The sequence below is a fragment of the Comamonas sp. B-9 genome, assembly GCF_000410635.1.
Lineage (GTDB): Bacteria > Pseudomonadota > Gammaproteobacteria > Burkholderiales > Burkholderiaceae_C > Comamonas.
The window spans coordinates 33,771-55,008 of record NZ_APCR01000324.1 but is presented as its reverse complement, the minus strand read 5'-3'; the positions used below and the strand labels follow the sequence as shown (position 1 = coordinate 55,008).

The window sequence follows — 21,238 nt, the reverse complement described above, 5'->3', positions numbered from 1 at the left end:
GCGCTGCCATCCCGCACGCGCCAGTGGGGGCTGGCTGCGTGCAGAGTTCAGCAAGAAGAGAGGCGCTGCGGCCGGGGCCGCAAGCAATGCTTAGCCTATGGAGGCACGGCTCAGGCTGTCGTTTAAGCCCACGCCGGAGCTGATCGGGTTCTTGATCTTGGTGCGGTAGAGCGTGGGGAAGTTGATCTCATGCAACCAGGCCACCGGCACCTCTTCGGTCAGGATCTTCTGCACCTCGGCATAGGCCTTGGCGCGGTCGGCATCGGTCAGCGCCTTGGCGCCAGCATCAAACAGTGCATCCACCTTGGGGTTGACATAGCCTTCGATGTTGTTGAAGGGCGAACCCTTGGCGATCGTGTGGCTGGTGTAGGTCCGGGCCACGCCCAATGCTGGATCGGGGTACTGGTAGACATAGATGATGGCCATGTCAAAGTCCCACTCGGCGGTGCGCTGGTTCCAGCCGGCCACATCGGTGCCGGTGGTCTCCACCTTGATGCCGGCCTGGATCAGGTTCTGGCGGATCATCTCGGCCAGGCGCTGCCAGGATTCGCCATAAGGCAGCGGCAGCAGCTTGACGGTTTCGCCCTTGTAGCCGGCTTCCTTGAGCAAGGCCTTGGCCTTGTTCAGATCACGCGGGTACTTGGTGACATCGTCAGAGGCGAACTTCACATGCTGGTTGAAGGGGCCGGCCGCCGTTTTGGCAAAACCCTGCCAGGCAACCTTGACCATGGCCTCGCGGTCCATCGCATACATGACGGCCTGGCGGAACTTGGGGTTGTCAAAGGGCGCCTTGCGGTTGTTGAGCACCAGCCAGGAATGGGGCGAGTAGAACTCCCAGCCCTTGGTGGTGACGGCAGCCCCAGGCAGCTTGGCCAGGCGCGCCACATCAAAGAACTCGACCGCACCGCCCGGCACCACATCGACCTTGCCCGATTCAAATGCCGCAGCACGCGAGGCCGCATCCGGGATGATATGGAAGTAGAGGTTCTCCACCATGGGCTCGCCCTTGGTGTGGTAGAGCTCATTGGCCACCAGCTGGATATAGGAGCCGCGCACCCATTCCTTGTACTTGAAGGGGCCGGTGCCGATCGGCTTGGCATTGGCCGGGTTGGTGGCGTAGTCGGTGTTCTCGTAGATGTGCTTGGGGATCATCGGCATCGAGCCGGTGTCGAACAGGCTGATGAATGGGCCAAACGGGTACTTGAGCTTGAACTCCACCGTGTTGGCATCAATGGCGCGCACGCTCTCCAGCGGCTCCAGCGATGCGCGCAGGCGGGCATGGGTCTTGCGCAGAAACTTATCGACCGAGAACACCACATCATCGGCAGAGAAGGGTTTGCCGTCGTGCCACTTGACGCCGGACTTGAGCTTGAAGGTGTAGGTCAGGCCGTCGTCCGAGCGGTTCCATGCCGTCGCCAGCAGGCCGTGCGGCTCCAGCTTCTCGTCGTAGCGCAGCAGGCCTTCGTAGATATAGCCGGAGACCAGCTGGGTGGGGCCGTTTTGCACGATGCCCAGCATCAGGCCCGAGGGCTCGGGCTGCACCATCACATTGATCGTTCCCTTGGTTTGCTGCGCCAAGGCCGCCATGGGCACGCCCGCGATGCTGAGGCCGGCTCCCGCCAGGCTGTAGGAGATGAGTTCACGCCGATTGATCATGGTTGCTTCCTGTCTTGGTATCGAGGGGTGCCTGGGCCGGGCGGGCTTGCGGCGGTGGGGCCGCAAAGGCGGCGGCATGCAAGGGTCGAGAGGTCCTCAGTCGCGGTAGTGGCTGCGGCCGGGCGGCTGCAAAAAGCCCAGCAGGCCCTGCCATTCGCGCTCATGCGGGTCGGCGCGCTTGGGCTGGCCGGGCATCACATCGGTGTCGCCGCTTTCGTACTGGCGGGCGGTCAGCTCGCAGACCTCGGGCGGCACGGGGTTGATGGCCTGGCCGCTGGACTGGATGGCCAGCTGCACGCGGCAGGCGCGGTCGAGGTTGAGCATCAGGATGAAGGCCTCGGCCACGCTGTGGCCCAAGGTGAGCAGACCGTGGTTGCGCAGCACCATGGCCTTGGCCGTGCTGCCCAGGTCGGCGACCAGGCGCTCGCGCTCGTGCAGATCCAGCGCGATGCCTTCAAACGTGTGATAAGCCACGCGGTTGTAGAACTGCAGCGCCCACTGGTTGCTCGGCTGCAGGCCGCATTGCAGTGAAGAGACCGCCACGCCCGCTTCGGTGTGGGAGTGCACGACGCAGGCGGCGTCATGCCGCGCGGCATGCACGGCGCTGTGGATCACAAAGCCGGCGGGGTTCACCTCGTAGGGCGTGTCTTCGACGATGCGGCCTTCGGCATCGATCTTGACCAGCGAGCTGGCCGTGATGTCCTTGAACAGGGTGCCAAAGGGGTTGATGAGGAACTGGTCCGTGCGGCCTGGCACCCGCGCCGAGATGTGCGTGTAGATGCTGTCGTCCATCCCGAAATGCGCCATCAGGCGGTAGGCGGCGGCCAGGTCTTCGCGAACGCGCTGTTCGCTCTCGGTATGCGGTTTGTCGTAGCCGGATTGGACGTCGGCATCAGCCATTGCAAGCATTGTTGTCCTCGTTAAATTTATGTCGTCTAGCGACAGTCGTCTGTCGACAGGACATAAGTTAACAGACTGAATCGCCGATGGAAAGGGTTGTGGACTAGGTGATTTCCAGCATGCGCGCTTTGACCTGGCGCAGAAAATTTGCAAAGCACCACAATGGGTTACGTGGCTATCGCGTTGCCTGGATATGGTGCAGGAATCCGCAAAGAATGCCTTGGCTTGGTGCATGCGCGACTGCGCCGTCGGCGGCTTGCACCATCGCGGTGGCCCTGGTGTTTTCCCTGGTTTGGGCTTGGCGCCGGTGGCTGGATTGACCGTGGTGCAGGCCTTGGCTTGACAGTGTGGATGGCGGTAACCCAGCAGCCCTGGGGTAAGATGGCGCCTGCTCCGGGGTGCACGCCAGTGCTGAGATCTACACCCGAGAACTTGAACCGGGTCATTCCGGCGGAAGAAGAGCCAACTCCCTGCCAGGGGCGCCTTGCGCGCATGGGGGGAGCCTTCGGAGCATGACCTCACCGCTCTCGAAGGAATTCCATGGACAAGGCCGATACGCTGGTCGCAGACCTGCTTGCATTCATCGCAATGGATGGCTGCACCGATGACCAGTTTGACCAGCTCGCGCTGCGTCTTTTTGCCTACCAATACGCATCCAATACGCCGTTCCGCAGCTTTTGCCAGCGCCGTGGCGCGAGCCCGCGCACGGTCAAGACCTGGAGCGATATCCCGGCCGTGCCCATCGATGCCTTCAAGGCGCTGGAGCTGCGCAGCGAGGCGCCATCGCCGACCGAACGCGTCTTCATGACCAGCGGCACCACCGGCCGCGCCGCACGGGGCCGGCATTTTCATCCTGCCCTGCAGGTGTATGACCTGTCGATGCAGCAGCACTTCGCCACCCGCTTCATGCAGGGCACCGCGCGCATGCCGATGGGCATCCTGTTCCCTGATGAGGCGGCCATGCCCAACTCCTCGCTGGCGCATTACCTGGCGCTGGCCAAGTCGAGCTTTGGTACGCCGGAGAGCCGCTACTTTCTGGGGCCGGAGGGCCTGGATATGGCCGGGCTCTGCGCCGTGCTGGAAGAAGCTGAGCGCAGCGGCCAGCCCTATGCGCTGCTGGGCGCCAGCTTCAGCCTCGTGCATGTGATGGATGCGCTGCGCGCCCAGGGCCGCCGCTTTCAGTTGCCGGCCGGCAGCCGCATCTTGGACACCGGCGGCTACAAGGGCCAGTCGCGTGAGCTGCCCTTGGCCGATTTTTATGCGGGCCTCACCGAGCTGCTGGGCGTGCCGCCCGAGCTGTGCATCAACATGTATGGCATGACCGAGCTGAGCACCCAGTTCTACGACAACGGCAATGCCACGCTGCCCTCGGTCAAATCCGGCCCGCACTGGATTCGCTCGCGCCTGGTCGAGCCCGTCAGCGGCCGCAGCGTGGCGCCGGGTGAGCGCGGCATTCTGGTGCACTGCGACCTGGCCAACTACAACGCGGTCAGCACCATCCTGACCGAAGACGTGGGCCTCTGGGCCGGTGACGGCTTTTTGCTGCTGGGCCGGGCCGAAGGGGCTGCTGCCAAGGGCTGCTCGCTGGCTGTGGATGAGTTTGTACAAGCGGCGCGTGCATGATGGAGCCGCAAGCCTCTGAGCGCATGGCCGGGCGCCTACGGGCCGGCTACCTGCCGGGCCTGGATGACAACCAGGTGCGCTGGCAGGTGTTGGTGTTTGAGCGCGCGGGCGCCCAGCTGGAGGTCGAGGTGCCGGTGCTGACCGGCGCGCAGATGCAGGCCCTCACCGAGCGGGTGCGCGCCGCCGCGCAGCGCCAGCTGCAGCCGATGCCACTGGCCGAGATTGTGGCGGCGATTGACCGCGCCATCGCCCGCCTGCTGGACCCCGCCGACCCCTATCGCCGCCAGATCGACGCCTGCCTGCCGCTGGTCTGCGGTTATGACGCGGCGATGGTGCGCCTGGGGCTCAACGGCCTGTTCAAGACTTTCAGGGCACCCCAGCTGTGGCGCTTTATCGGCGAGGATTTTGCCAACCCTGGTGTACTTGATGGCTTTGTGCCTGCCACCAAAGGCGGGGCCGTGCGCGCTTATGGCCCGGGCCTGCTGCTGCACAGCTGGGCCGGCAATGTGCCGGCGCTGTCGCTGTGGAGCCTCGTCTGCGGCCTGCTCGTCAAAGCGCCCAGCCTGGGCAAGCTGGCCAGTGCCGAGCCGCTGTTTGCCGGCTGGTTTGCGCGCTTGCTGGCGGAAGTACATCCCCCATTGGCCGACTGCCTGGCCGTGGTCTGGTGGCCCGGCGGCGCGCAGACGGGCGACAGCGCAGAGGGCGCGCAAGTGCTGTATGCCGAGGCCGATACGGTGATGGCCTATGGCAGCAACCAGACCCTGGCCGCGCTGCGCCAGCAGTTGCCGGTAACGACACGATTTTTGCCCCATGGCCACAAGCTGGGTTTTGGCATGGTGGGTAGGGCGGCGCTGGATGCCGTCAAAGCGCCAGCCCATGCGCGGTTGGCCGCCTGGGATGTCATGCGCTATGACCAGCAGGGCTGCTACTCGCCCCATGTGTTTTATGTAGAGCGGGGCGCCACGGTCTCACCCCGCGCCTTTGCCGATTACCTGGCCGCCGAGCTGGCCAATCTGCAGCAGCGCTTTGCGCGCCGCCCGCTTGATCTGGAAGAGGGCGCCGGCATGGCGCGCTGGCAGCAGTCGCTGGAGTGGCGCGCGCCGGCCGATGATGGCGCCGCCCCCCAGCTGATTGGCCCGGCCGATGCGCCCTGGAGCGTGGCCTATAGCGACAGCCTGGAGCCGCTGGCGCCCACGGCGCTCTACCGCAGCATTGTGGTGGTGGGGGTGGACAGCCTGGAGCAGGTGCTGCCCTTGGTGGCAGCCCCGCGCGACTACCTGCAGACCGCCGGCCTGGCCGTGGGCCCTGAGGATTTGTACCGTTTGGCGGGCTTGCTGGGCGCCGCCGGCGTTACCCGCATCAGCGCCTTGGGTGCCATGGGCGTGCCCGAGGCCGGTTGGCACCATGACGGGCGCTTTAGCCTGCTCGACTTGGTGCGGATGACCGAGATCGATGCCGCTGCCGAGGCCGCTGCGCAGCCGCTGGCGCGTTACGCAGACTGAAGGGCGGCGCGATGGCATGGATTGATATCGAGGACCTCAGCTTTGCCTACCCGGGCCAGGCCCCGGTCGTGGATGGCGTGCGCTGGCAGATGGCGCAAGGCGCGTTCCACTGCCTGCTGGGCCGCAGTGGTTGCGGCAAGACCAGCTTGCTGCAGCTGGTCGCCGGCCTGCTGCAGCCCCAGGCGGGCCGCATTGTGCGGGCTGGCGGTAGCCTGGTAGCACCCGGCCCGCAGCTGGGGGTGATGTTCCAGTCGCCCACCTTGCTGGACTGGCTGACGGTGCTGGACAATGTGCTGCTGCCGCTGTCGCTGCAGCGCAAGCCCACCGCGCGGGACCGCCAGGCGGCCGAGCAGCTGCTGGCCCAGCTGGGGCTGGCTGCGTTAATTCACCAACATCCGGGCCAGTTGTCTGGCGGACAACAAAGCCGGGTGGCGCTGGCGCGTGCACTGATTTGCGAGCCGGCTTTGCTGCTGCTCGACGAGCCTTTTGCCGCGCTCGACGCCATCACCCGCGCCGAGCTGCAGGATGAGCTGCTGCGCAGCTGCCGCGCGAGGGGCACCACCGTGCTCTTTGTCACCCATGACATCAACGAGGCCGTGTACCTGGGCGACCGGGTGGCGCTGATGCATGGCGGGCGCCTGGTCGCCGATATCGCCATTGATCTGCCAACACCGCGCACCCAGGCCATGCGCCATGGCGCAGCCTTTAACGCCTATGCGGCCCAGGTGCGCGCCGCGATGGACGGGGCCAGCGCATGAACCCGATCCTCAAAGCCCGGCTCTGGGCCGCCGCGCTGTTGGTGCTGCTGCTGGCCGTGTGGGAGGGCGCAGGGCGCCTGGGTGGTATTTCCGCCTTAGTGCTGCCGGTGCCGTCGGCGGTGCTACAGGCCTTGTGGACGGGGCTTGCGTCAGGCTACTTTTGGCCGCATGTGGCAGCCACCGTGCAGGCCGTGCTGCTAGGCCTGGCTGCGGGCGCATCCTTTGGGCTGCTGGCGGGCATGGCCTTGGCCGAGTCGGTGTTGCTGGAGCGCGTGCTCAAGCCCTATGTGGTCGTCAGCCAGGTGGTGCCCAAGCTGGCGCTGGCGCCGCTGTTTGTGCTGTGGTTTGGTTTTGGCATGCTGCCCACGGTGCTGATCACGGCGCTGATCTGCTTTTTTCCGCTGATGGAAAACACCTTGACGGGCTTGCGCCAGGTCGATGCGCAGCGGCTGCAGCTGTTTCGCATGCTGGGGGCGAGCCGGCTGCAGACGTTGGTGCGGCTCAAGCTGCCCACAGGCTTGCCCGCCATTCTGGCGGGCCTGCGCGTGGCCGTGGTGCTGGCGCTGGTGGGTGCGGTCGTCGCAGAGTTCATGGGTGCCAGCCAGGGCCTGGGCGCGGTGGTGATTTCCTCCCAGGGAATGATGGACACCAGCTTGATGTTTGCCGCGCTGCTGCTGATTGCGGCGCTGGGCCTGCTGCTGTACCAGGCCTGCTTGCTGCTGGAGCGCTGGTTGCTGCGCGGCCATGCGGTCGCGGCCAACCCGGCAGGCCCACATCGTTGATTTTTTGGTATTTGCTCGATTGCTTTTTTAAGGACCGCTGATGTCTGCACCTTTTCTGACCTATCCCGTATCCCGCCGCCGCTGGCTGGGCGCCTCGGCCGGCCTGCTCGGCCTGGGCCTGGCGGGCACCGGCATCGCAGCGGGCGCTGCAAGTCCCGTCAGCGGCAAGGTCCGCCTGGCCGGCTGGAGCAAGCCGATCAGCGAAATCACCAATATCCTGGCCGAGCCGGACAAGGGCTTTTTTAAAGCCCAGGGCGTGGACCTGACCTACCTGCCGGGTGCGGGCGGTGGCGACGCGATCCGCAACATTTTGAGCGGTCAGGGCGATGTGGCCTTTACCGACCCGGGCTCGTTCTTTATGGCGCTGGACAAGGGCGAGAAGCTGGTCGCCATCTACGATATCTATCCACAAAACGTGTTCAATGTCGTGTCGCTGCGCTCGAGCGGCATCCGCAGCCCCGCTGACCTGAAGGGCAAGACCATTGGCGTCTATAGCCTGGCCAGCGGCACGCGCCAGAACCTGCTGGTGATGCTGCACCAGGCGGGGCTCAAGGAATCGGATGTGCGTATTGTGGTGACCGGCCTCTTGAACTTTGCACCGCTGATGCAAGGCCAGGTCGACGCCACGGCCGCCACCGACACCGGCCTGGCCGTGGGCCTGCGCAAGGGCATGGGCGACGTGCAGGTGATGCCCGTGCGCGACTATCTCAATATCTCCAGCGATATGTTTGTGGTGCGCCGGCAGACGCTGGAGCAGCAGCCGGCATTGCTGCAGGCCTTTTTGCGCGGCTACCGCGACAGCGCAGCCTGGATGATCGCCCAACCCGAAGAGGCCGCGACCCTGGCCACGAAGCGCGCGATAGACGGCACCCAGCGCGATATCAACCTCGATGTGATTGCGCTGCGCAATGCCTCGGCCCAGCCCACCCTGCGGGTGCAGGGCAAGGCCGCGCCGCTGGGCAGCTTTGACCTGGCTGCGCTGCAAAAGGGCGCTGACACCTACCATGCGCTGGGCATGGTGCAGCAGCCCATTAAGGTGGCCGATGTGGTGGACAGCCGTTGGCTGCCAGGGGCCTGAGATGCAGCCAAGCAGTGCTTTGAATCTGCGCGGCAAGGTGGTGTTGGTAACTGGCGCCAGCCGGGGCATTGGAGCGGCCATCGCCCAGGCCTTTGCGCGCGAAGGCGCCACGGTGGCAGTGAACTACCTGGCCAATGAGGCAGCCGCCGCCCAGACCGTGGCCGCCTGCCAGGCCGCCGGGGGTGATGCCTGGGCCGTGCAGGCCGATGTGGGCAATCCGGCCGCGGTGGACGCGATGGCCCAGGCCATTGCGCAAGAGGCCGGGCCTATCGACATCGTCGTGAACAACGCCTTGCGCCCCTATGCGTTTGACCCCGAACGCCGCCAGCCGCTGGATGCACTGGCCTGGAGCGACTACCAGGCGCAGTTCGATGCAGCCGTGGGTGGTGCCTTCCATGTCTGCCGCGCGGTGCTGCCGCAGATGCGCCAGCGCGCCCGGGGCAGCATCGTCAATATCAGTAGCAATCTGGTCGAGCACCCTGTCGTCGCCTACCACGACTACAGCACGGCCAAGGCGTCGCTCGTGGGCTTTAGCCGCAACCTGGCCAGTGAGCTGGGGCCTTTTGGCATACGCGTCAACTGCGTCGCACCAGGCCTCGTCTACCCCACCCAGGGCAGCGCACAAACCCGCGAGTCCTTCCGCGAATCGCTGATGGCCGCCACCCCGTTGCGCCGCCTGGCGAGCCCCGAGGATGTGGCCGGGCCGGTGCTGTTCTTGGCATCGGATTTGAGCCGGTTTATGACGGGGCAGGTGTTGTTGGTGGATGGGGGTTTGGTCATGCGCTGACCGGTCGAGGGCAACCCAAGCCGCTTAATCCACTCAATGGCAGCGGTAGTCGGGCGCTGCCTGGCTGTGGGCAAAAGGGTCGACCAGATCGGCAGAGTAGCTGCCCGCAATCAGGCGCTGGCGCGGCAGAGCATAGTGGCGGAACAGTCGGCTGAAATGCGCCAGGCGCTCGCCCCGGGGCGTCAACAGCACGCAGCCTTGGTGATCGATGCGTATCGTGCCCGATACCAGTTGCTCGGTGAGCCGGATGTCGATCAGGCGGTGCTCACGCATGTATTCGTCTTTGAAGACCAGATCCATCTGGCTGCGCGCGATGCCGCCGCCTCGCTGCTGCAGTTTCTCCAGAATGTAGAACGACAACGAGCGGTCAATCACCGTGGGCACGCTGAGGGCCAGCGTGTAGCCCATCAGCGCGCAAACCAGCAGATGCTGGCATTTCTCCAGGCTGCTGAAGGCCCTCCAGGCCGGAAAGCAGTACAGCAGCAGTGCCTGCAGCACCAGCGCAACTGCTGCAGCCGCCAGAGCGGCGTAAAGCACCACATCGACCGCCAGCAGCCGGATGTAGAGCAGATAACTGAGGGCTGCCAGCAGCGGGTAGGCCAGCAAGGACAGGAGCGCGAACCACAGCTTTTTCATTCAGGCCTCCGGTGCCTTGCAATCAGGTGCTGGCACGTCAATGGCGGCGGCGACCATGGCCATGTCGGCTTGGGGGTAGCTGTTTCCCAGCTTCGATGCCAGCAGCCCATACAGCAACGCGCAGAGCAGGACCATCGCCGTGCAGACCCAGGCTCCAAACAGCGCCAGGCCTGAGCCTGCCAGCCCGGTGCTGAGCCAGGCCAATACTGCTGCCAAGCCTGCCAGCAGCAGCGCTGCATGGCACAGGCGCTGCAGCAGGCGGGTCTTGAACACCCGGATGGCGCGCAGCCCATGGCCCACTAGCGCAGACAGGTTCATCTTGGACGCACCGGCATAGCGCTTGGCCCGGTCCACGGTTTGGCGGCCCAGGCGCAGATCGCTGGCGAGCAGGCTGGCGGCAATATGCAGGGGCAAGCTGGGGCGGGTGGCGAGGGCCTGCGCGCCGGACGCAGACAGCACCATGAAGTTGCCAAAATCCAGCACCCGCCCGGTGCTGAGGCGAAAGAGCAGCTGGTAGGCGCGGTAGAAGACGACAAAGGTCCAGCGCTCGCGGCGTTTTCCCCGTGCAGCGACGACAGCATCGATGGCGCCGGCCCCTTGTGAGAGTTGGGCTAGCAGACCGGCAATAGCCTCTGGCGCGTCCTCGCCGTCCGAATCCATCAGCACCAGCTGCTGCTGGGGCCGCAGGCCTGGGGCCAGATACTGCAAGCCCAGCGCCAGTGCATATTGGTGGCCGGCGTTGTGGCGCAAGCGCAGAATGCGGCCGGGCAGTCCTGCGCCAGAGAGTACGCTGGCGGTCAGCGGCTGTTGCAGCGAGCAGTCATCGACCAAGAGCACAAAGCAGTCAGGCCCGAGCTGTGCTTGCAGCGCTCTCAGCAAAAATTGGCAGGCCAGGGTGTCCTCGTAGTAGGGCATCAGCACCAGGGTCTGGGCCGGTATCGGTGGCAGGGGCGGCTGTGCGCTGCAACTGGGCATAGGTTTGGCTGAGTCCGTGGTCAAGCGAGACCTGGGGGGCCCAGCCCAGCTGCTGCCAGGCCAGGGAGATATCGGGTTTGCGCTGGCGCGGGTCGTCCGGCTGACGGGGGCTAAAAACCGGCGCTGCAGCGCTTCCCGCCAGCGCGGCAATCTTTCGGGCCAGGCTGAGCACATCGATCTCCTCGGGGTTGCCGAGGTTCAGCGGGCCGGTGATGGTGACATCACTGTTCATCATGCGCAGCAAACCGTCAACCATGTCGCTCACATAGCAGAAGCTGCGTGTTTGACTGCCATCGCCATAAATGGCCATGCCCGTGCCTTGCTGCGCGTGCGCAAAGAAGCTGCTGATAACCCGGCCATCACCGGGGAGCATGCGCGGCCCGTAGGTGTTGAAGATGCGCACGATCTTGATGGACAGGCCGTGCTGACGATGGTAGTCGGCAAACAGGGTCTCTGCGCAGCGCTTTCCTTCGTCATAGCAGGCGCGTGGGCCAATCGGGTTCACATTGCCGAGATAGCCCTCGGGTTGCGGATGCACCAGCGGATCGCCATAGACCTCGCTGGTGGAGGCCTGCAGCACCCTGGCGTGGCAGCGCAACGCCAGATCAAGCACCTGCATGGCGCCCAGCACATTGGTCTTGAGGGTCTGCACCGGGTTGCGCTGGTAGAGCTGCGGCGAGGCAGTACAGGCCAGGTTGTAGATCTGGTCGACCTGCAGCAGCCCAATGGGGTCCACCACATCCTGCTGCAGCAGGCTGAACGCGGGGTGGCCAAGCAGGGCAGCAATATTGTGCGGCGATCCGCTGGAGAAATTGTCCAGACAAACCACTTGTTGGCCTTCAGCCAGCAAGCGTTCGCACAGGTGGGAGCCCAAAAAACCTGCGCCTCCGGTGACCAGAATGCGCTTGGGGGATGGCGTGGTTGTCATGGGCGGACGCAAGTGGAGGAGGTGGGCCAAGAAAGCGCAGAGTTAAAAAATAAAACTAACCAGTTGGTAAATGAATAATTAAACTGAATAATCTCAATGGTTTGAAGTTCAGTGTGCGGTATTAAGCTATCTTCTTCTATGATTTGCCGATCACAGTGGGTGCACACTGACGTTCATGCGTAGAATTATGCTTGCAAAAAGTAACGTGTAGTAGCATTTAAAGCGGCGGCCATGTATGCGTATTGACTCCATTCGCACCTTGATTGCGAAGGCACTGGCAGCCCTGGCACCGCTAGCTGTTCCCAGTCTTCAGCCCCGGCCAGTCTCAGGTCAGCAGATGTGGGTTTGTGCATTGCTCGGTCTGCTCTGTTTTGGGGTTTACAACGCCAATATGCGCTCAATCGGCGCTGGTGACAACTATCCAGCCCGCTATCTGCCGCTGTCGCTGTGGAAAAACGCCAGCCTGGACCTGAACCCCGTTGCTGACCTGGTGGCACAAGGGCGCAGGCTGCCCAGCAAGCCCGGCGAGATTGGCGAAGCTGGCTGGGTGGTGCGGGGCACGCAAGGACATCTGGTCTCGCTCTACCCCATCGTCACACCCCTGCTGGTAGCGCCCCTGTACCTGCCCGCTGCGCTGTATTTGTCGCACCGGGACTGGGCCCCTGCGCATGTGGATTCGGTGGCCCGCATCATGGAAAAGCTCGTGGCGGCGCTCGTCGCATCGGCCTCGGTGATGCTGATGTACCTGTTGCTGCTGCGCCAGTGCAGTGACCGCTTGGCACTGGGGCTGGCGTTGGCCTATGCTTTTGGCACCAGCACCTGGGTGATCAGCAGCCAGGCACTGTGGATGCATGGCGTGGCCCAGCTGCTGGTGACTTGTGCGCTGTGGATTGCCACCAGCGAGCGTTGCACCCCCAGGCGGGCCTGGGCCTACGGATTGGTATGCGGCCTGATCGCCTGCAACCGCCAGCCCGACACTTGGCTTGCGCTGGGCTTTGCTGCCTATGCGCTGGTATGGGCCCGGGGGCACTACCGGCTGTTTCTGGCCGGCGCCTTGCCGCCGGCGCTGCTGACCCTGGCCTACAACCTGTGGTGGGTGGGCTCATACATGGGCGGCTACTACGTCTATGTGGTCAACCACAGCACGGATGCCTCCTGGCTGGGCCTGCCCGAAGGAGTGCTCGCCTTGCTGTTCAGTCCTGTCTATGGCCTGTTGGTGTTTTCGCCATTTTTGCTGCTGCTGCCGCTGCGTGGGTTGGCCATTTGGCGCGAGAGCCGCTGGCCGCTGCTGGCCATGGTGCTGGTGGTGGCCGTGGTACTGCAGATCCTGTTCTATGCCGCTGCGCACTGGATCCAGGGCATCAGCTGGGGCAGCCGTTTTTTGACCGACATGCTGCCCATCCTGGTCTGGTTGCTGCCTCCCGCGTTGCTGGGTCTGTCTGGCTGGGGCAGGAGGGCATTCACGCTAGCGGTGGCGGCAGCGGTCGTCGCCGAAGCCATCGGGGCCTTTGGCTACACCGGGCAGGCTCATGCGGCCTATATCGAACGCCAGGGTGCAAGCACCGTGGCCGAGAGTTTTGCCGCGCAAAAGCGTGCGGCCTGGCAGCTGCAGAACTCGCCGTTTCTCGGCCGCCCGAAGTGGGTGCATGATCTGGGCTGGCTGCTGCAAGGTGGGGTGGAGCAGGTGCGCCTCAGCAATGACGACCAGGTGGTGGTGGAAGGCTGGGCATTGGCTGGGGGTCACACACCGTATGACTTGCACCTGCTCGTCGATGGCCAGGCCTGGCCTGCTGCCACGTCCCAGTTTGTACCGCCCAAGGGGCAAGATACGGAGCCAGGCCGGGCGCCTGCGAGTCGCTGGTTGCTGACCTTTCCGCGCGGCAGCTTGGCAGTGGGCGAGCACGCGTTCAGCGCCCTGGTGCGGGCCAGCGCAGATACCCAACCTCGGGTGTTGCCCACCGCTGTGCACAGCCTGTCCGCAACACCGCAGGCTGTTGTCATGTTGCCGGGAACGCATGGCTCGATTGACACGGCCCGGGTGATCGCAGGCGATGTCGTCGATGTGGCGGGCTGGGCTTTAGTGGATGCGCAGACCCCCGCGCAGGTCGAGGTATTGCTCGACAGCGGCCAGGTGCAGGCAAGCAGCTCGGCGTTTTTCACGCGCCCGGATGTGGTGCAGTCGCTGGGCACCTTGAATGCAGCAGGCTGGCGCCTGAGTTTTCCGGTGGGTGCCTTGGCAGCGGGCAAGCACCGGCTGCGTGCGCTGGTGACGCCGGTATCGGGCGCACCGACTTATCTGGCGGCCAGTGCAGAATTTGAGGTGACCCGGCCGGCTCCTGTGGCGCCTCCCAAGGGTAGCCCATTGTCTGAAGCGGCGCGCTACGCGGCCCAGATGCTGGCCTACCGGCAGCAAGAGGGTGGCTATTGGCTGACCGAGCACACGCAGGCTGCCGTGTTCAGCCAGCCCGCGCCAGAGCTGAATATCTTTGCCAATGCGCAGGTCATCGACATTCTGGCGCCCGTGGCGGCGGCAGCTGCCATGCAGCCAATGCTGGAGCGCACGCGCTATTTTTTGCAGCAGCAGATTGAAAGCACCGGCCTGGTGCGCTACCACGGCAACCCCGCGCTGCCGACCCATGGCAGCTTGGGCTGCAAGATCACGCCGGATGCCGATGACACAGCCCTGGTCTGGCGCCTGGCGCCATTGGACGATTCCGCGCTGCAGGATAAGGCCCTGGCGACGCTGCGCCAGTTCCGCCGCAGCGATGGCCTCTACCAAACCTGGTTGGCCCGGCGCGAAGACTACGAGTGCATTGACCCGGGCAAGGACCCCAATCCGGTCGATATCGGCATCCAGATCAATGTGCTGCGCTGGCTGTACCAGGTGCAGTCGCCTGCCGCCCAGGCCCTGTGCCAGGCACTGCAGCAGCGGGCGGGAGATGTCGGCCTGTGGGTGTACTACCGGCGGGCACCGGCGGTGGTGCGCTGGTCGCGGGATGGCTTGCAGCGCTCCGGCTGCCCGCTGCCATTGCCTGAGGCATCCCTGAGAACCTCAGTCCCCGGCCAGCAGCGCTGGCTGGAGCTTATCGATCGCATCCATCAGAGCCCAGCGCAGCGCTCGCAGCCTTCGCCAGCGCAACGCGCCGCCGATACGCAGCTGCTGGCCAGCCTGGCCGCCGATGGCTTTGCGGCGCTGCGCCAAGACCCGGTGCTCTTCTACCACAACGACCTGACTGCCACGGTCAGCCGTTATTACTGGTCGCAAGAGATGGCCTATGCGCTATGGCTGCGGCTCTACTACGAGATCCTGGGGCAGGCGCAAACCGGCGCAGTACGCTCTGGCAACGAAGACCAAGGCGGGCTCCATGGCTGAGGCGCACCACCCAGTCGCTGAAAACCGCCGGCCTTTGCGGCCAAGATGGCTGCGCCTGCTGGCCAGCATTAGGCTGGGGGAGGTGCTGGTGTTGCAAGGCACCCCGCTGATGGGCGCCATCCTGGCGCTGGGCAGCCTGGCGCAATGGCATTTCTGGGCCGTAGGCTGGCAAGGCCTGTGGCTGGTGGTCGCCAACCTGCTGTTTGTGGCGCATGTATTTGTCGCCAACGACTGGGCCGGCATCGACGCGGACCTGCGCGATCCCCAACGCCGTGGCCATACCTTTGTGAACCAGGGCGTGGGGCGGTGCCCATTTGGATGGCTGGGTGTGGGCCTGTTTATAGGCGCCATGCTGGCGCTGCTTCCGCTGGGTGCTCCGGCGCTGCTGTTGGGGCTGGCGCTCTGCGCCGTCAGCGCACTGTACTCGCTGCCTCCTTGGCAGCTGAAGGGCCGGCCGCTGTGGAACTCGCTGATGCATTTGCTGGGTGGCAGCCTGCACTTTCTGCTGGGCTGGGTGGCATTTGTGCCCATCCATGGCACGAGTCTCGCCATCAGCGTGTTTTTTGGCCTGGTGTTTGCAGCCGGCCACCTGGTGCATGAGGCCCGGGGCCTGGAGGGCGACCGGCTCAATGGCATCCAGACCAATGCCGTTCGCTTTGGCGCCAAGCGCTGCTTTGTAGCCGCCTTTGTACTGTTCAGCGCTGCCTACCTATTGCTGGCGGTTCTGTGCCTGCTGCAGCTGCTGCCCAGAGCGCTGCTGCTGGCGGTCTGTCTCTACCCCCTGCATGTCTGGGCAACCTGGCAGGCTTACCAGCAGCAACTGAGCTACCCCAGCCTGCTGCGTCTGCAAAAGTGCTACCGGGCGATGTATGCACTGACGGGGGTGTTGATTTTTGGGGCGGTGCTGTGGGAGCGGCTTGCATGGTGACTCCTTCAGTCGCCCTGGGACTTGGAAGTAGGAAGGGCACGCCAGCCATGCCAACTCTGCATCCACTACCCTCTTGTACAAGCATAGTTTTGCGTTCAAAGGAGTGGAAGGGGGCTGGCTTGTGCGTCTGGGTCCAGATCACTTCATGTTGAGCACAACACTTCGCGATCTCCCCATTTCCAACACCCTCCGATCCAGCATCCTGTACGATAATTCACGATGTTTCACAAAGTGAATCTGGTAAACAGCTGATGCTGGCACGGTCGCAGGGGCGCGATGCTGGGTGTGTTTGCCAAGGCATCCTCTGGCTCTTTCATGATTCCGTCCAGCGCACCTGCCATCTTTACCATCTGCTCGAACAACTACCTGCCCATGGCCAGGGTGTTGCTACAAAGTGCAGGCCAACAGCACCCCGAGGCGGATATCTATCTCTGCCTGGCCGATGCATTGCTCGACGAACCAGATTTCTATGCGGGCGACTTCAGGGTCGTCACTGCAGACGCGCTGGGCATTCCCGACTTTCAGGAGTTCGCGTTCCGCTACGGGATCATGGAGTTCAACACGGCGGTCAAGCCGTTCATGTTCCGCCACCTGATGGCGCAGGGCTATGCCCAGATGGTCTACCTCGATCCGGATATCGAGGTGCTGGCGCCGCTGGACCATGTCTTTGCCTTGCTGGACGATGGCGCTTCTCTGGTGCTGACCCCGCACCTGACCCAGCCCGCGGAGCGGGACGCCTTTCCGGACGATGTGGGCATCATGCGTGCGGGGGTCTTTAACCTGGGCTTTCTGGCGGTGGGCGCATGCCCGGAGGCCGAGCGTATCATCGCCTGGTGGGGTGGGCGGCTGCAGTACCAGTGTGTGAACGAGCCCGAGCGCGGCATCTTTGTCGACCAGAAGTTCATGGACCTGGTACCTGGCTTTGCCGCCGATGCGCGCATTCTGCGCGAGCCGGGCTACAACCTGGCGTACTGGAACTTGCACCAGCGTGACCTGCAGATGCAGGGCGACGGCTGGACGGTGGATGGCGAGCCGCTGCGGTTTTTCCACTTCAGCGGCATTGACCCGGCCGATCTGCGGCAGCTCTCCAAATACACCACGGCCTTTGGCCTCGGTGCCATCTCGCCGCCCTTGGCGGCCCTGATGCGGCGCTATGCCCGGCAGGTGCTGGCTCATGGCCATGGCCGCGTGCCGGCGGCCAGCTATGTCTATGGGCGGTTTGCCTCGGGCACGCTGATTCCAGAGGTTGTGCGGCGCATGTTCCGGGATGGGCATCGCTGCTGGTCAGGCGGCGATCCTTTTGAGGCCTATGAGGCCTACCTGCAACTGCCCAGCCCCAGCAGTCCCCTGAGTGGCAGGGGCTATGTCACGCGGCTGATGGCCGAGTTGCATGCGCGCGAGGCCTGGTTGCAGCAGACCTTTGACCTGCGCTCGACGCAAGGGGTCGCTGCCTATATTGATTGGTTCTGTTTGCATGCCCGCAGCCAGCTGGGCGATGCACGCCTGGTGGAGCCGGTGCAGCTGCGGGCGGCGCGCGTGTCTGATGCGCTGCCGCCAGCGCGCTTGCCAGCGCCGGCTGCGCCTGGTGAGGCACAGCTGACCGTGGTGGGCTACCTGCAGGTGGCATCGGGCGTTGGGGAGGCCGGGCGGCAGACGCTGCGGGCCGCGGTGCATGCGGGTTTTCGCGCGCAGGGCCTGGCGATCCGTCCGCCTTCCTTGCCCGAGGCAGTCGACGCGGAGCTGGCGCCTTGGATCAGTGAGGAGCAGGCCGCCCAGGTGCAGATCTTCAACGTCAATGCCGACCAGTTGCCCGCAGTGATCCGCGACCTGGGAGGGCGCTTGCCACGCAAAAGCTGGCGGTCGGTGGTGCCGTTTTGGGAGCTGGAGCATTTTCCCGATGACTGGATGCCGGCCTTCGACCTGGTGGACGAGGTGTGGGCGCCGACACGCTATGTGCAGAAAATGCTGGTCAACCGCTTGAACAAGCCGGTGCTTTACATGCCGCCGCAACTGAGCTTTGTGCCGCCGCCGCCGGCACCGCGCGCGCAGTGGGCCGTGCCTGAGCAGGCCTTTGTGTTTTTCTTTGCGTTTGATTTTCTGTCCTTTGTCGAGCGTAAAAATCCACTGGCCTTGCTGCGCGCGTTCCGCGAGGCCTTTCCATCTAAAGGCGCTGCAGAAGTTTGCCTGGTGATCAAGACGCTCAACGGCCACCGGGCCGGCGCGCACAGCCAGGCTTTGCTGGAAGCGCTGCAGCGCGATCCCTGCGTGGTGCTGGTCGACCAACTGCTGGGTCGGGTTCAGAGCCTGCAGCTGATGGCCTGCTGTGACGCCGTGGTGTCGCTGCACCGCAGCGAGGGACTGGGCCTGTTGGTGGCAGAGGCCATGCAGCTGGGGCTGCCCGTGGTCGCGACTGACTATTCGGCCACCACCGAACTTGTTTCTCCCTCCACCGGATGGCCGGTGGCCTGCAAGCTGGTCCCCGTACCGGAAGGTGCTTATCCGTACCACCAGGGGCAGGTCTGGGCCGAGCCGGATGTGGTGCATGCCGCCTGGCAGATGCGGCAGGTCTACCTGCACCGGGCCGAGGCCGCGCGCCGTGCCAGCCATGCGCGTGCGCGGCTGGAGGCGGAATTTGGCGCAGATGCCACCTCCCAGCGGCTGCGCCGCCGGCTCGCTGCGTTGTTGGCCGGTGGTGAGCGGCTGGGAGAGGCGGCATGACGGAGCAGGCCAGCGCCACAGCAGCTACCGGCATGCGGCGCTGGCTGGTCGTTGGCGATATCGGCGGCGCGGCGCAGTTCCATGTCGGTGACGAGGCCATGTTTGCTGCGAATCTGCAACTGCTGCAGCGCCTGTGCCCGCAAGCGCAGCGCGTGGCCGTCTCGCGGGACCCGGCATTCACGGCAGCCACCTACGGCATCGCGGCCGTGCCGCGCCTGGGCTTTGCCGATTGCGCGAATGAGGCCGAGCGCGAAGCGCTGTTGGCGCAGCTCTGCGCTCCGTCACATGCCCATTGGACGCAGCGCAGGCCTGCGGCGATGGAGGCCTTGCGCGATGCGCACGATGGCCTGCTCATCTCAGGTGGTGGCAATCTGCGCAGCATCTGGCCGGCATTTTTGTACGAACGCCTGGCCTTGGCGCGCCAGGCACAGCGCCTGGGTGCACCCGTCGCGATCCTGGGCCAGACCCTGGGCCCGGAGTTGACTGACCGCCACCGCGCCATGCTGGCCGAGCTGCTCGCGATGGCCACATGGGTCGGGATGCGAGAGCAGCGCAGCTACCAGTTGGCGCTGGCGCTGGGTGTGGATGCCAGCCGGCTGTCTCTGCAGCTCGACGATGCCCATGGCCTCGGGCAGCAGCCCAGTCGCGAGTCCTATTTGCCTATGCCGTTTGCGATGGACCAGCCCTGGATGGCGCTGAGCTTTCATCCTTTATGCGATCCGAATGGCAGCGATCCCTTGCTCGACAGCCTGGCCCAGCAGTTGGAGCAGGTGGCGCAGCTGACGGGCTGCGCGCCTGTATTCATCCCGCATGCCAGGGCAGATGGTGCACATGGCGCGCCCTGGTCAGATGCTGACATGGGCCGAGCTGTGGCGGCGCGCATGCGCCATACCCCTGTGGTTTTGCTGCCGGTGATGCTGCCCGAGCAGGTGGCATGGCTCACGGCCCAGGCTCATCTGGTGGTCAGCTCGCGCTACCACCCGCTGGTGTTTGGGCTGGCGGCAGCCAAGCCTTGTCTGGGCATCTGGAGCGATCACTACACCCGCACCAAAATGCAAGGGGCGCTGGCGCACCATGGAAGCGCCCATGCCGCCTGTGGCGTGCAGGAAGTACGCGAAGGTCGGCTGAGCCGCCGCATCGCAGCGCTATGGCAGGGGCGCCAAGCTTGGCAGGCCTACCTGGCCGCGCAGGGCCGGATGCTGGTCGACGACGAAGCGCGCAGGCAACAGGCGCTTGCGACATTGCTGATAACGGGGCAGATGCCCGAGGTACCGATTTCTGCCATCCAGGCTGGCCAGGCCCCGGCTGCTGCAGTCGACAAGCCCGCTTCGGAGACGCCCAGCTCGCGGCTCCTGTCTCCCAATGCTTTCCGAAGGAGGTCTTCCATGGTCACCGAGGCCGACTGGCAACAATTCGCCCAAGACGGTTATCTGCACCTGGGCCAGGTGCTTGCCCCAGAGGCGCTGGAGGCATTGCGGCAGCGTGCCGATGCGCTGGCGCTGGGGGAGGTGTACAACCCGGCGGTGCAGATGCAGCTCGATACCGGGGGCGCCTACGAGGAGCTGCCCGGGGCCGTCGAGCGCTTTGAGGAGGGCACGCTGCGCTACCGCAAAATCCAGGGCCTGGAGCATGACCCGCTGTATGCACAGCTGATCGCCCAGCCGGTCTTCAAGACTATCTGCGCGGGCATGTATGGCGCGCATGCGGCGGTATCGATTTTTCGGGCGATGGTGATGAACAAGCCTGCCGGCCACGGCACCTTGCTGCCCTGGCACCAGGATGGCGGCGCCGTCTGGCAGCTGGACCGCGATCCCTTGGTCACCATCTGGGTGGCGCTGGACGATGCCAATACCGCCAATGGCTGCATGGATGCGATCCGGGGCTCGCACCGGCTGGGTCTGCTCAGCACACAGGGCAGCACCTTGACCGAAGACGCGGTGCGTGCGCATTGCCCGCCCGAACTGACCGTGCCGTTGGAAGTGAAAGCCGGGCATGCGCTGCTGATGCACAACTGGCTGATCCACCGCTCGGGCCTCAACACCTCGCCCACGCCCCGGCGCGCCTTCACCATGTGCTGCATGGATGCCCGCACGCGCAACCTGCTGACCGGGGCGCAGTTTCCGGTGGTGTACGGCTCGCAGCCCAGCGTGCCCGATGCCTATGTGCAGCAACTGCAGGCGGACCTTGCCGCGCAGACCGAGCGATTTGGCAATGCGGAGCGCTATGCCCAGGACCTGTTGGCGACCAATGACAAGCGCCAGGCGATGATCGATGAGGCGACGCAGTACGCACGTAGCCTGGAGGCCGAGCTGGCGCGTTGGCAGCAAGGCGGCGGCGCAGCGCAAGAGGGGCGGCGCGCAGGTTCTGCGGTGGTGCAGATGCGCCAGGAGATTCTGGATTTGAACAACGCCCTCAAAACCGCATATGAGCAGGGCGGTGGAGGCGGCCAGGAAGTGGCGCGCTTGCGCCAGCAGGTCGCTGATCTGAATGCCAGCATCGAGGCGCTGCACCAATCGGCCTCCTGGCGCATCACCGCGCCACTGCGCCGCTTGTATGAGCGCCTGATACTGCGCTCGGAACGCTGATGGCCCCCC

The 21,238-nt window shown here is 64.9% G+C and carries 15 protein-coding genes and 1 riboswitch; of the genes, 10 read left to right on the top strand and 5 right to left on the bottom strand.

All coding sequences use genetic code 11. The annotated features are described in order from the left end of the window. Positions 1-90: 90 nt before the first annotated feature. Both H928_RS0103355 and H928_RS0103350 read right to left on the bottom strand, forming a co-directional pair. Positions 91-1,653: an ABC transporter substrate-binding protein gene (locus H928_RS0103355; RefSeq protein WP_027010502.1), complete on the bottom strand. Its 1,563-nt coding sequence runs from the start codon at positions 1,651-1,653 to the stop codon at positions 91-93. Positions 1,654-1,752: 99 nt separating this feature from the next. Then, the gene (locus tag H928_RS0103350) at positions 1,753-2,565 is read right to left on the bottom strand and encodes a class II aldolase/adducin family protein (protein WP_148293018.1); all 813 of its coding nucleotides are present in this window, start codon (positions 2,563-2,565) and stop codon (positions 1,753-1,755) included. A 375-nt stretch (positions 2,566-2,940) separates the two neighbouring features. Then, positions 2,941-3,032, top strand: a riboswitch (TPP riboswitch). Between the two features lie 64 nt (positions 3,033-3,096). Here H928_RS0103350 and H928_RS0103345 point away from each other — a divergent pair. The 6 genes from H928_RS0103345 to H928_RS0103320 are packed head-to-tail and all read left to right on the top strand — an operon-like array spanning position 3,097 to position 9,086. Then, positions 3,097-4,179 carry a long-chain-fatty-acid--CoA ligase gene (locus H928_RS0103345; protein WP_021025245.1) on the top strand — a complete coding sequence of 361 codons (1,083 nt, stop codon included), beginning with the start codon at positions 3,097-3,099 and terminating at the stop codon, positions 4,177-4,179. Beyond that, a complete protein-coding gene (locus H928_RS0103340; RefSeq protein WP_021025244.1) occupies positions 4,179-5,681 on the top strand; it encodes an acyl-CoA reductase in 1,503 nt (500 codons plus the stop codon). The genes H928_RS0103345 and H928_RS0103340 overlap by 1 nt, the downstream gene beginning before the upstream one ends. An 11-nt stretch (positions 5,682-5,692) precedes the next feature. After that, complete coding sequence (locus H928_RS0103335) at positions 5,693-6,439, top strand: ABC transporter ATP-binding protein (protein WP_021025243.1); 747 nt, start codon at positions 5,693-5,695, stop codon at positions 6,437-6,439. Then, a complete protein-coding gene (locus H928_RS0103330; RefSeq protein ID WP_021025242.1) occupies positions 6,436-7,221 on the top strand; it encodes an ABC transporter permease in 786 nt (261 codons plus the stop codon). Before H928_RS0103335 ends, H928_RS0103330 begins: the two co-directional genes overlap by 4 nt. 40 nt (positions 7,222-7,261) lie before the next feature. Further along, positions 7,262-8,299 (top strand): ABC transporter substrate-binding protein, encoded by a 1,038-nt coding sequence (locus H928_RS0103325; protein ID WP_021025241.1) that lies wholly within the window; start codon positions 7,262-7,264, stop codon positions 8,297-8,299. Position 8,300: 1 nt separating this feature from the next. Then, complete coding sequence (locus H928_RS0103320; RefSeq protein ID WP_021025240.1) at positions 8,301-9,086, top strand: SDR family oxidoreductase; 786 nt, start codon at positions 8,301-8,303, stop codon at positions 9,084-9,086. A 33-nt stretch (positions 9,087-9,119) separates the two neighbouring features. Here the strand turns inward: H928_RS0103320 and H928_RS0103315 are convergent, their stop codons facing one another. Genes H928_RS0103315 through H928_RS25895 form a run of 3 tightly spaced genes read right to left on the bottom strand, consistent with a single transcriptional unit; the run spans position 9,120 to position 11,625 of the window. Further along, the gene (locus H928_RS0103315) at positions 9,120-9,722 is read right to left on the bottom strand and encodes a hypothetical protein (protein WP_021025239.1); all 603 of its coding nucleotides are present in this window, start codon (positions 9,720-9,722) and stop codon (positions 9,120-9,122) included. Beyond that, positions 9,723-10,637, bottom strand: coding sequence for a glycosyltransferase (locus H928_RS25900; RefSeq protein WP_158400448.1), 915 nt, complete (start codon positions 10,635-10,637; stop codon positions 9,723-9,725). It lies immediately after the preceding gene. After that, positions 10,567-11,625 (bottom strand): UDP-glucuronic acid decarboxylase family protein, encoded by a 1,059-nt coding sequence (locus H928_RS25895; RefSeq protein WP_021025237.1) that lies wholly within the window; start codon positions 11,623-11,625, stop codon positions 10,567-10,569. Before H928_RS25895 ends, H928_RS25900 begins: the two co-directional genes overlap by 71 nt. A 391-nt stretch (positions 11,626-12,016) precedes the next feature. On the opposite strand from H928_RS25895, the gene H928_RS0103300 reads away from it, so the two are divergent. The 4 genes from H928_RS0103300 (at position 12,017) to H928_RS29965 (ending at position 21,229) form a co-directional block, all read left to right on the top strand. Continuing rightward, positions 12,017-14,998 (top strand): hypothetical protein, encoded by a 2,982-nt coding sequence (locus tag H928_RS0103300; RefSeq protein ID WP_021025236.1) that lies wholly within the window; start codon positions 12,017-12,019, stop codon positions 14,996-14,998. Further along, entirely contained in the window at positions 14,991-15,926 is a 936-nt protein-coding gene (locus H928_RS0103295; RefSeq protein WP_158400446.1) for a UbiA family prenyltransferase, read from the top strand. Before H928_RS0103300 ends, H928_RS0103295 begins: the two co-directional genes overlap by 8 nt. 315 nt (positions 15,927-16,241) lie before the next feature. Continuing rightward, the gene (locus H928_RS0103290; RefSeq protein ID WP_158400444.1) at positions 16,242-18,644 is read left to right on the top strand and encodes a glycosyltransferase; all 2,403 of its coding nucleotides are present in this window, start codon (positions 16,242-16,244) and stop codon (positions 18,642-18,644) included. After that, complete coding sequence (locus H928_RS29965) at positions 18,641-21,229, top strand: phytanoyl-CoA dioxygenase family protein (RefSeq protein ID WP_021025233.1); 2,589 nt, start codon at positions 18,641-18,643, stop codon at positions 21,227-21,229. Before H928_RS0103290 ends, H928_RS29965 begins: the two co-directional genes overlap by 4 nt. Positions 21,230-21,238: the final 9 nt, after the last annotated feature.

Excerpts from the sequence above, each read along its gene's own strand:
- H928_RS0103315 (WP_021025239.1), bottom strand. The coding sequence starts at position 9,722 with ATGAAAAAGCTGTGGTTCGCGCTCCTGTCCTTGCTGGCCTACCCGCTG.
- H928_RS0103320 (WP_021025240.1), top strand. The coding sequence starts at position 8,301 with ATGCAGCCAAGCAGTGCTTTGAATCTGCGCGGCAAGGTGGTGTTGGTA.
- H928_RS29965 (WP_021025233.1), top strand. The coding sequence starts at position 18,641 with ATGACGGAGCAGGCCAGCGCCACAGCAGCTACCGGCATGCGGCGCTGG.
- H928_RS0103330 (WP_021025242.1), top strand. The coding sequence starts at position 6,436 with ATGAACCCGATCCTCAAAGCCCGGCTCTGGGCCGCCGCGCTGTTGGTG.
- H928_RS0103335 (WP_021025243.1), top strand. The coding sequence starts at position 5,693 with ATGGCATGGATTGATATCGAGGACCTCAGCTTTGCCTACCCGGGCCAG.
- H928_RS0103340 (WP_021025244.1), top strand. The coding sequence starts at position 4,179 with ATGGAGCCGCAAGCCTCTGAGCGCATGGCCGGGCGCCTACGGGCCGGC.
- H928_RS25900 (WP_158400448.1), bottom strand. The coding sequence starts at position 10,637 with ATGCCCTACTACGAGGACACCCTGGCCTGCCAATTTTTGCTGAGAGCG.
- H928_RS0103345 (WP_021025245.1), top strand. The coding sequence starts at position 3,097 with ATGGACAAGGCCGATACGCTGGTCGCAGACCTGCTTGCATTCATCGCA.
- H928_RS0103300 (WP_021025236.1), top strand. The coding sequence starts at position 12,017 with ATGCGCTCAATCGGCGCTGGTGACAACTATCCAGCCCGCTATCTGCCG.
- H928_RS0103325 (WP_021025241.1), top strand. The coding sequence starts at position 7,262 with ATGTCTGCACCTTTTCTGACCTATCCCGTATCCCGCCGCCGCTGGCTG.
- H928_RS0103350 (WP_148293018.1), bottom strand. The coding sequence starts at position 2,565 with ATGCTTGCAATGGCTGATGCCGACGTCCAATCCGGCTACGACAAACCG.
- H928_RS0103290 (WP_158400444.1), top strand. The coding sequence starts at position 16,242 with ATGATTCCGTCCAGCGCACCTGCCATCTTTACCATCTGCTCGAACAAC.
- H928_RS25895 (WP_021025237.1), bottom strand. The coding sequence starts at position 11,625 with ATGACAACCACGCCATCCCCCAAGCGCATTCTGGTCACCGGAGGCGCA.
- H928_RS0103295 (WP_158400446.1), top strand. The coding sequence starts at position 14,991 with ATGGCTGAGGCGCACCACCCAGTCGCTGAAAACCGCCGGCCTTTGCGG.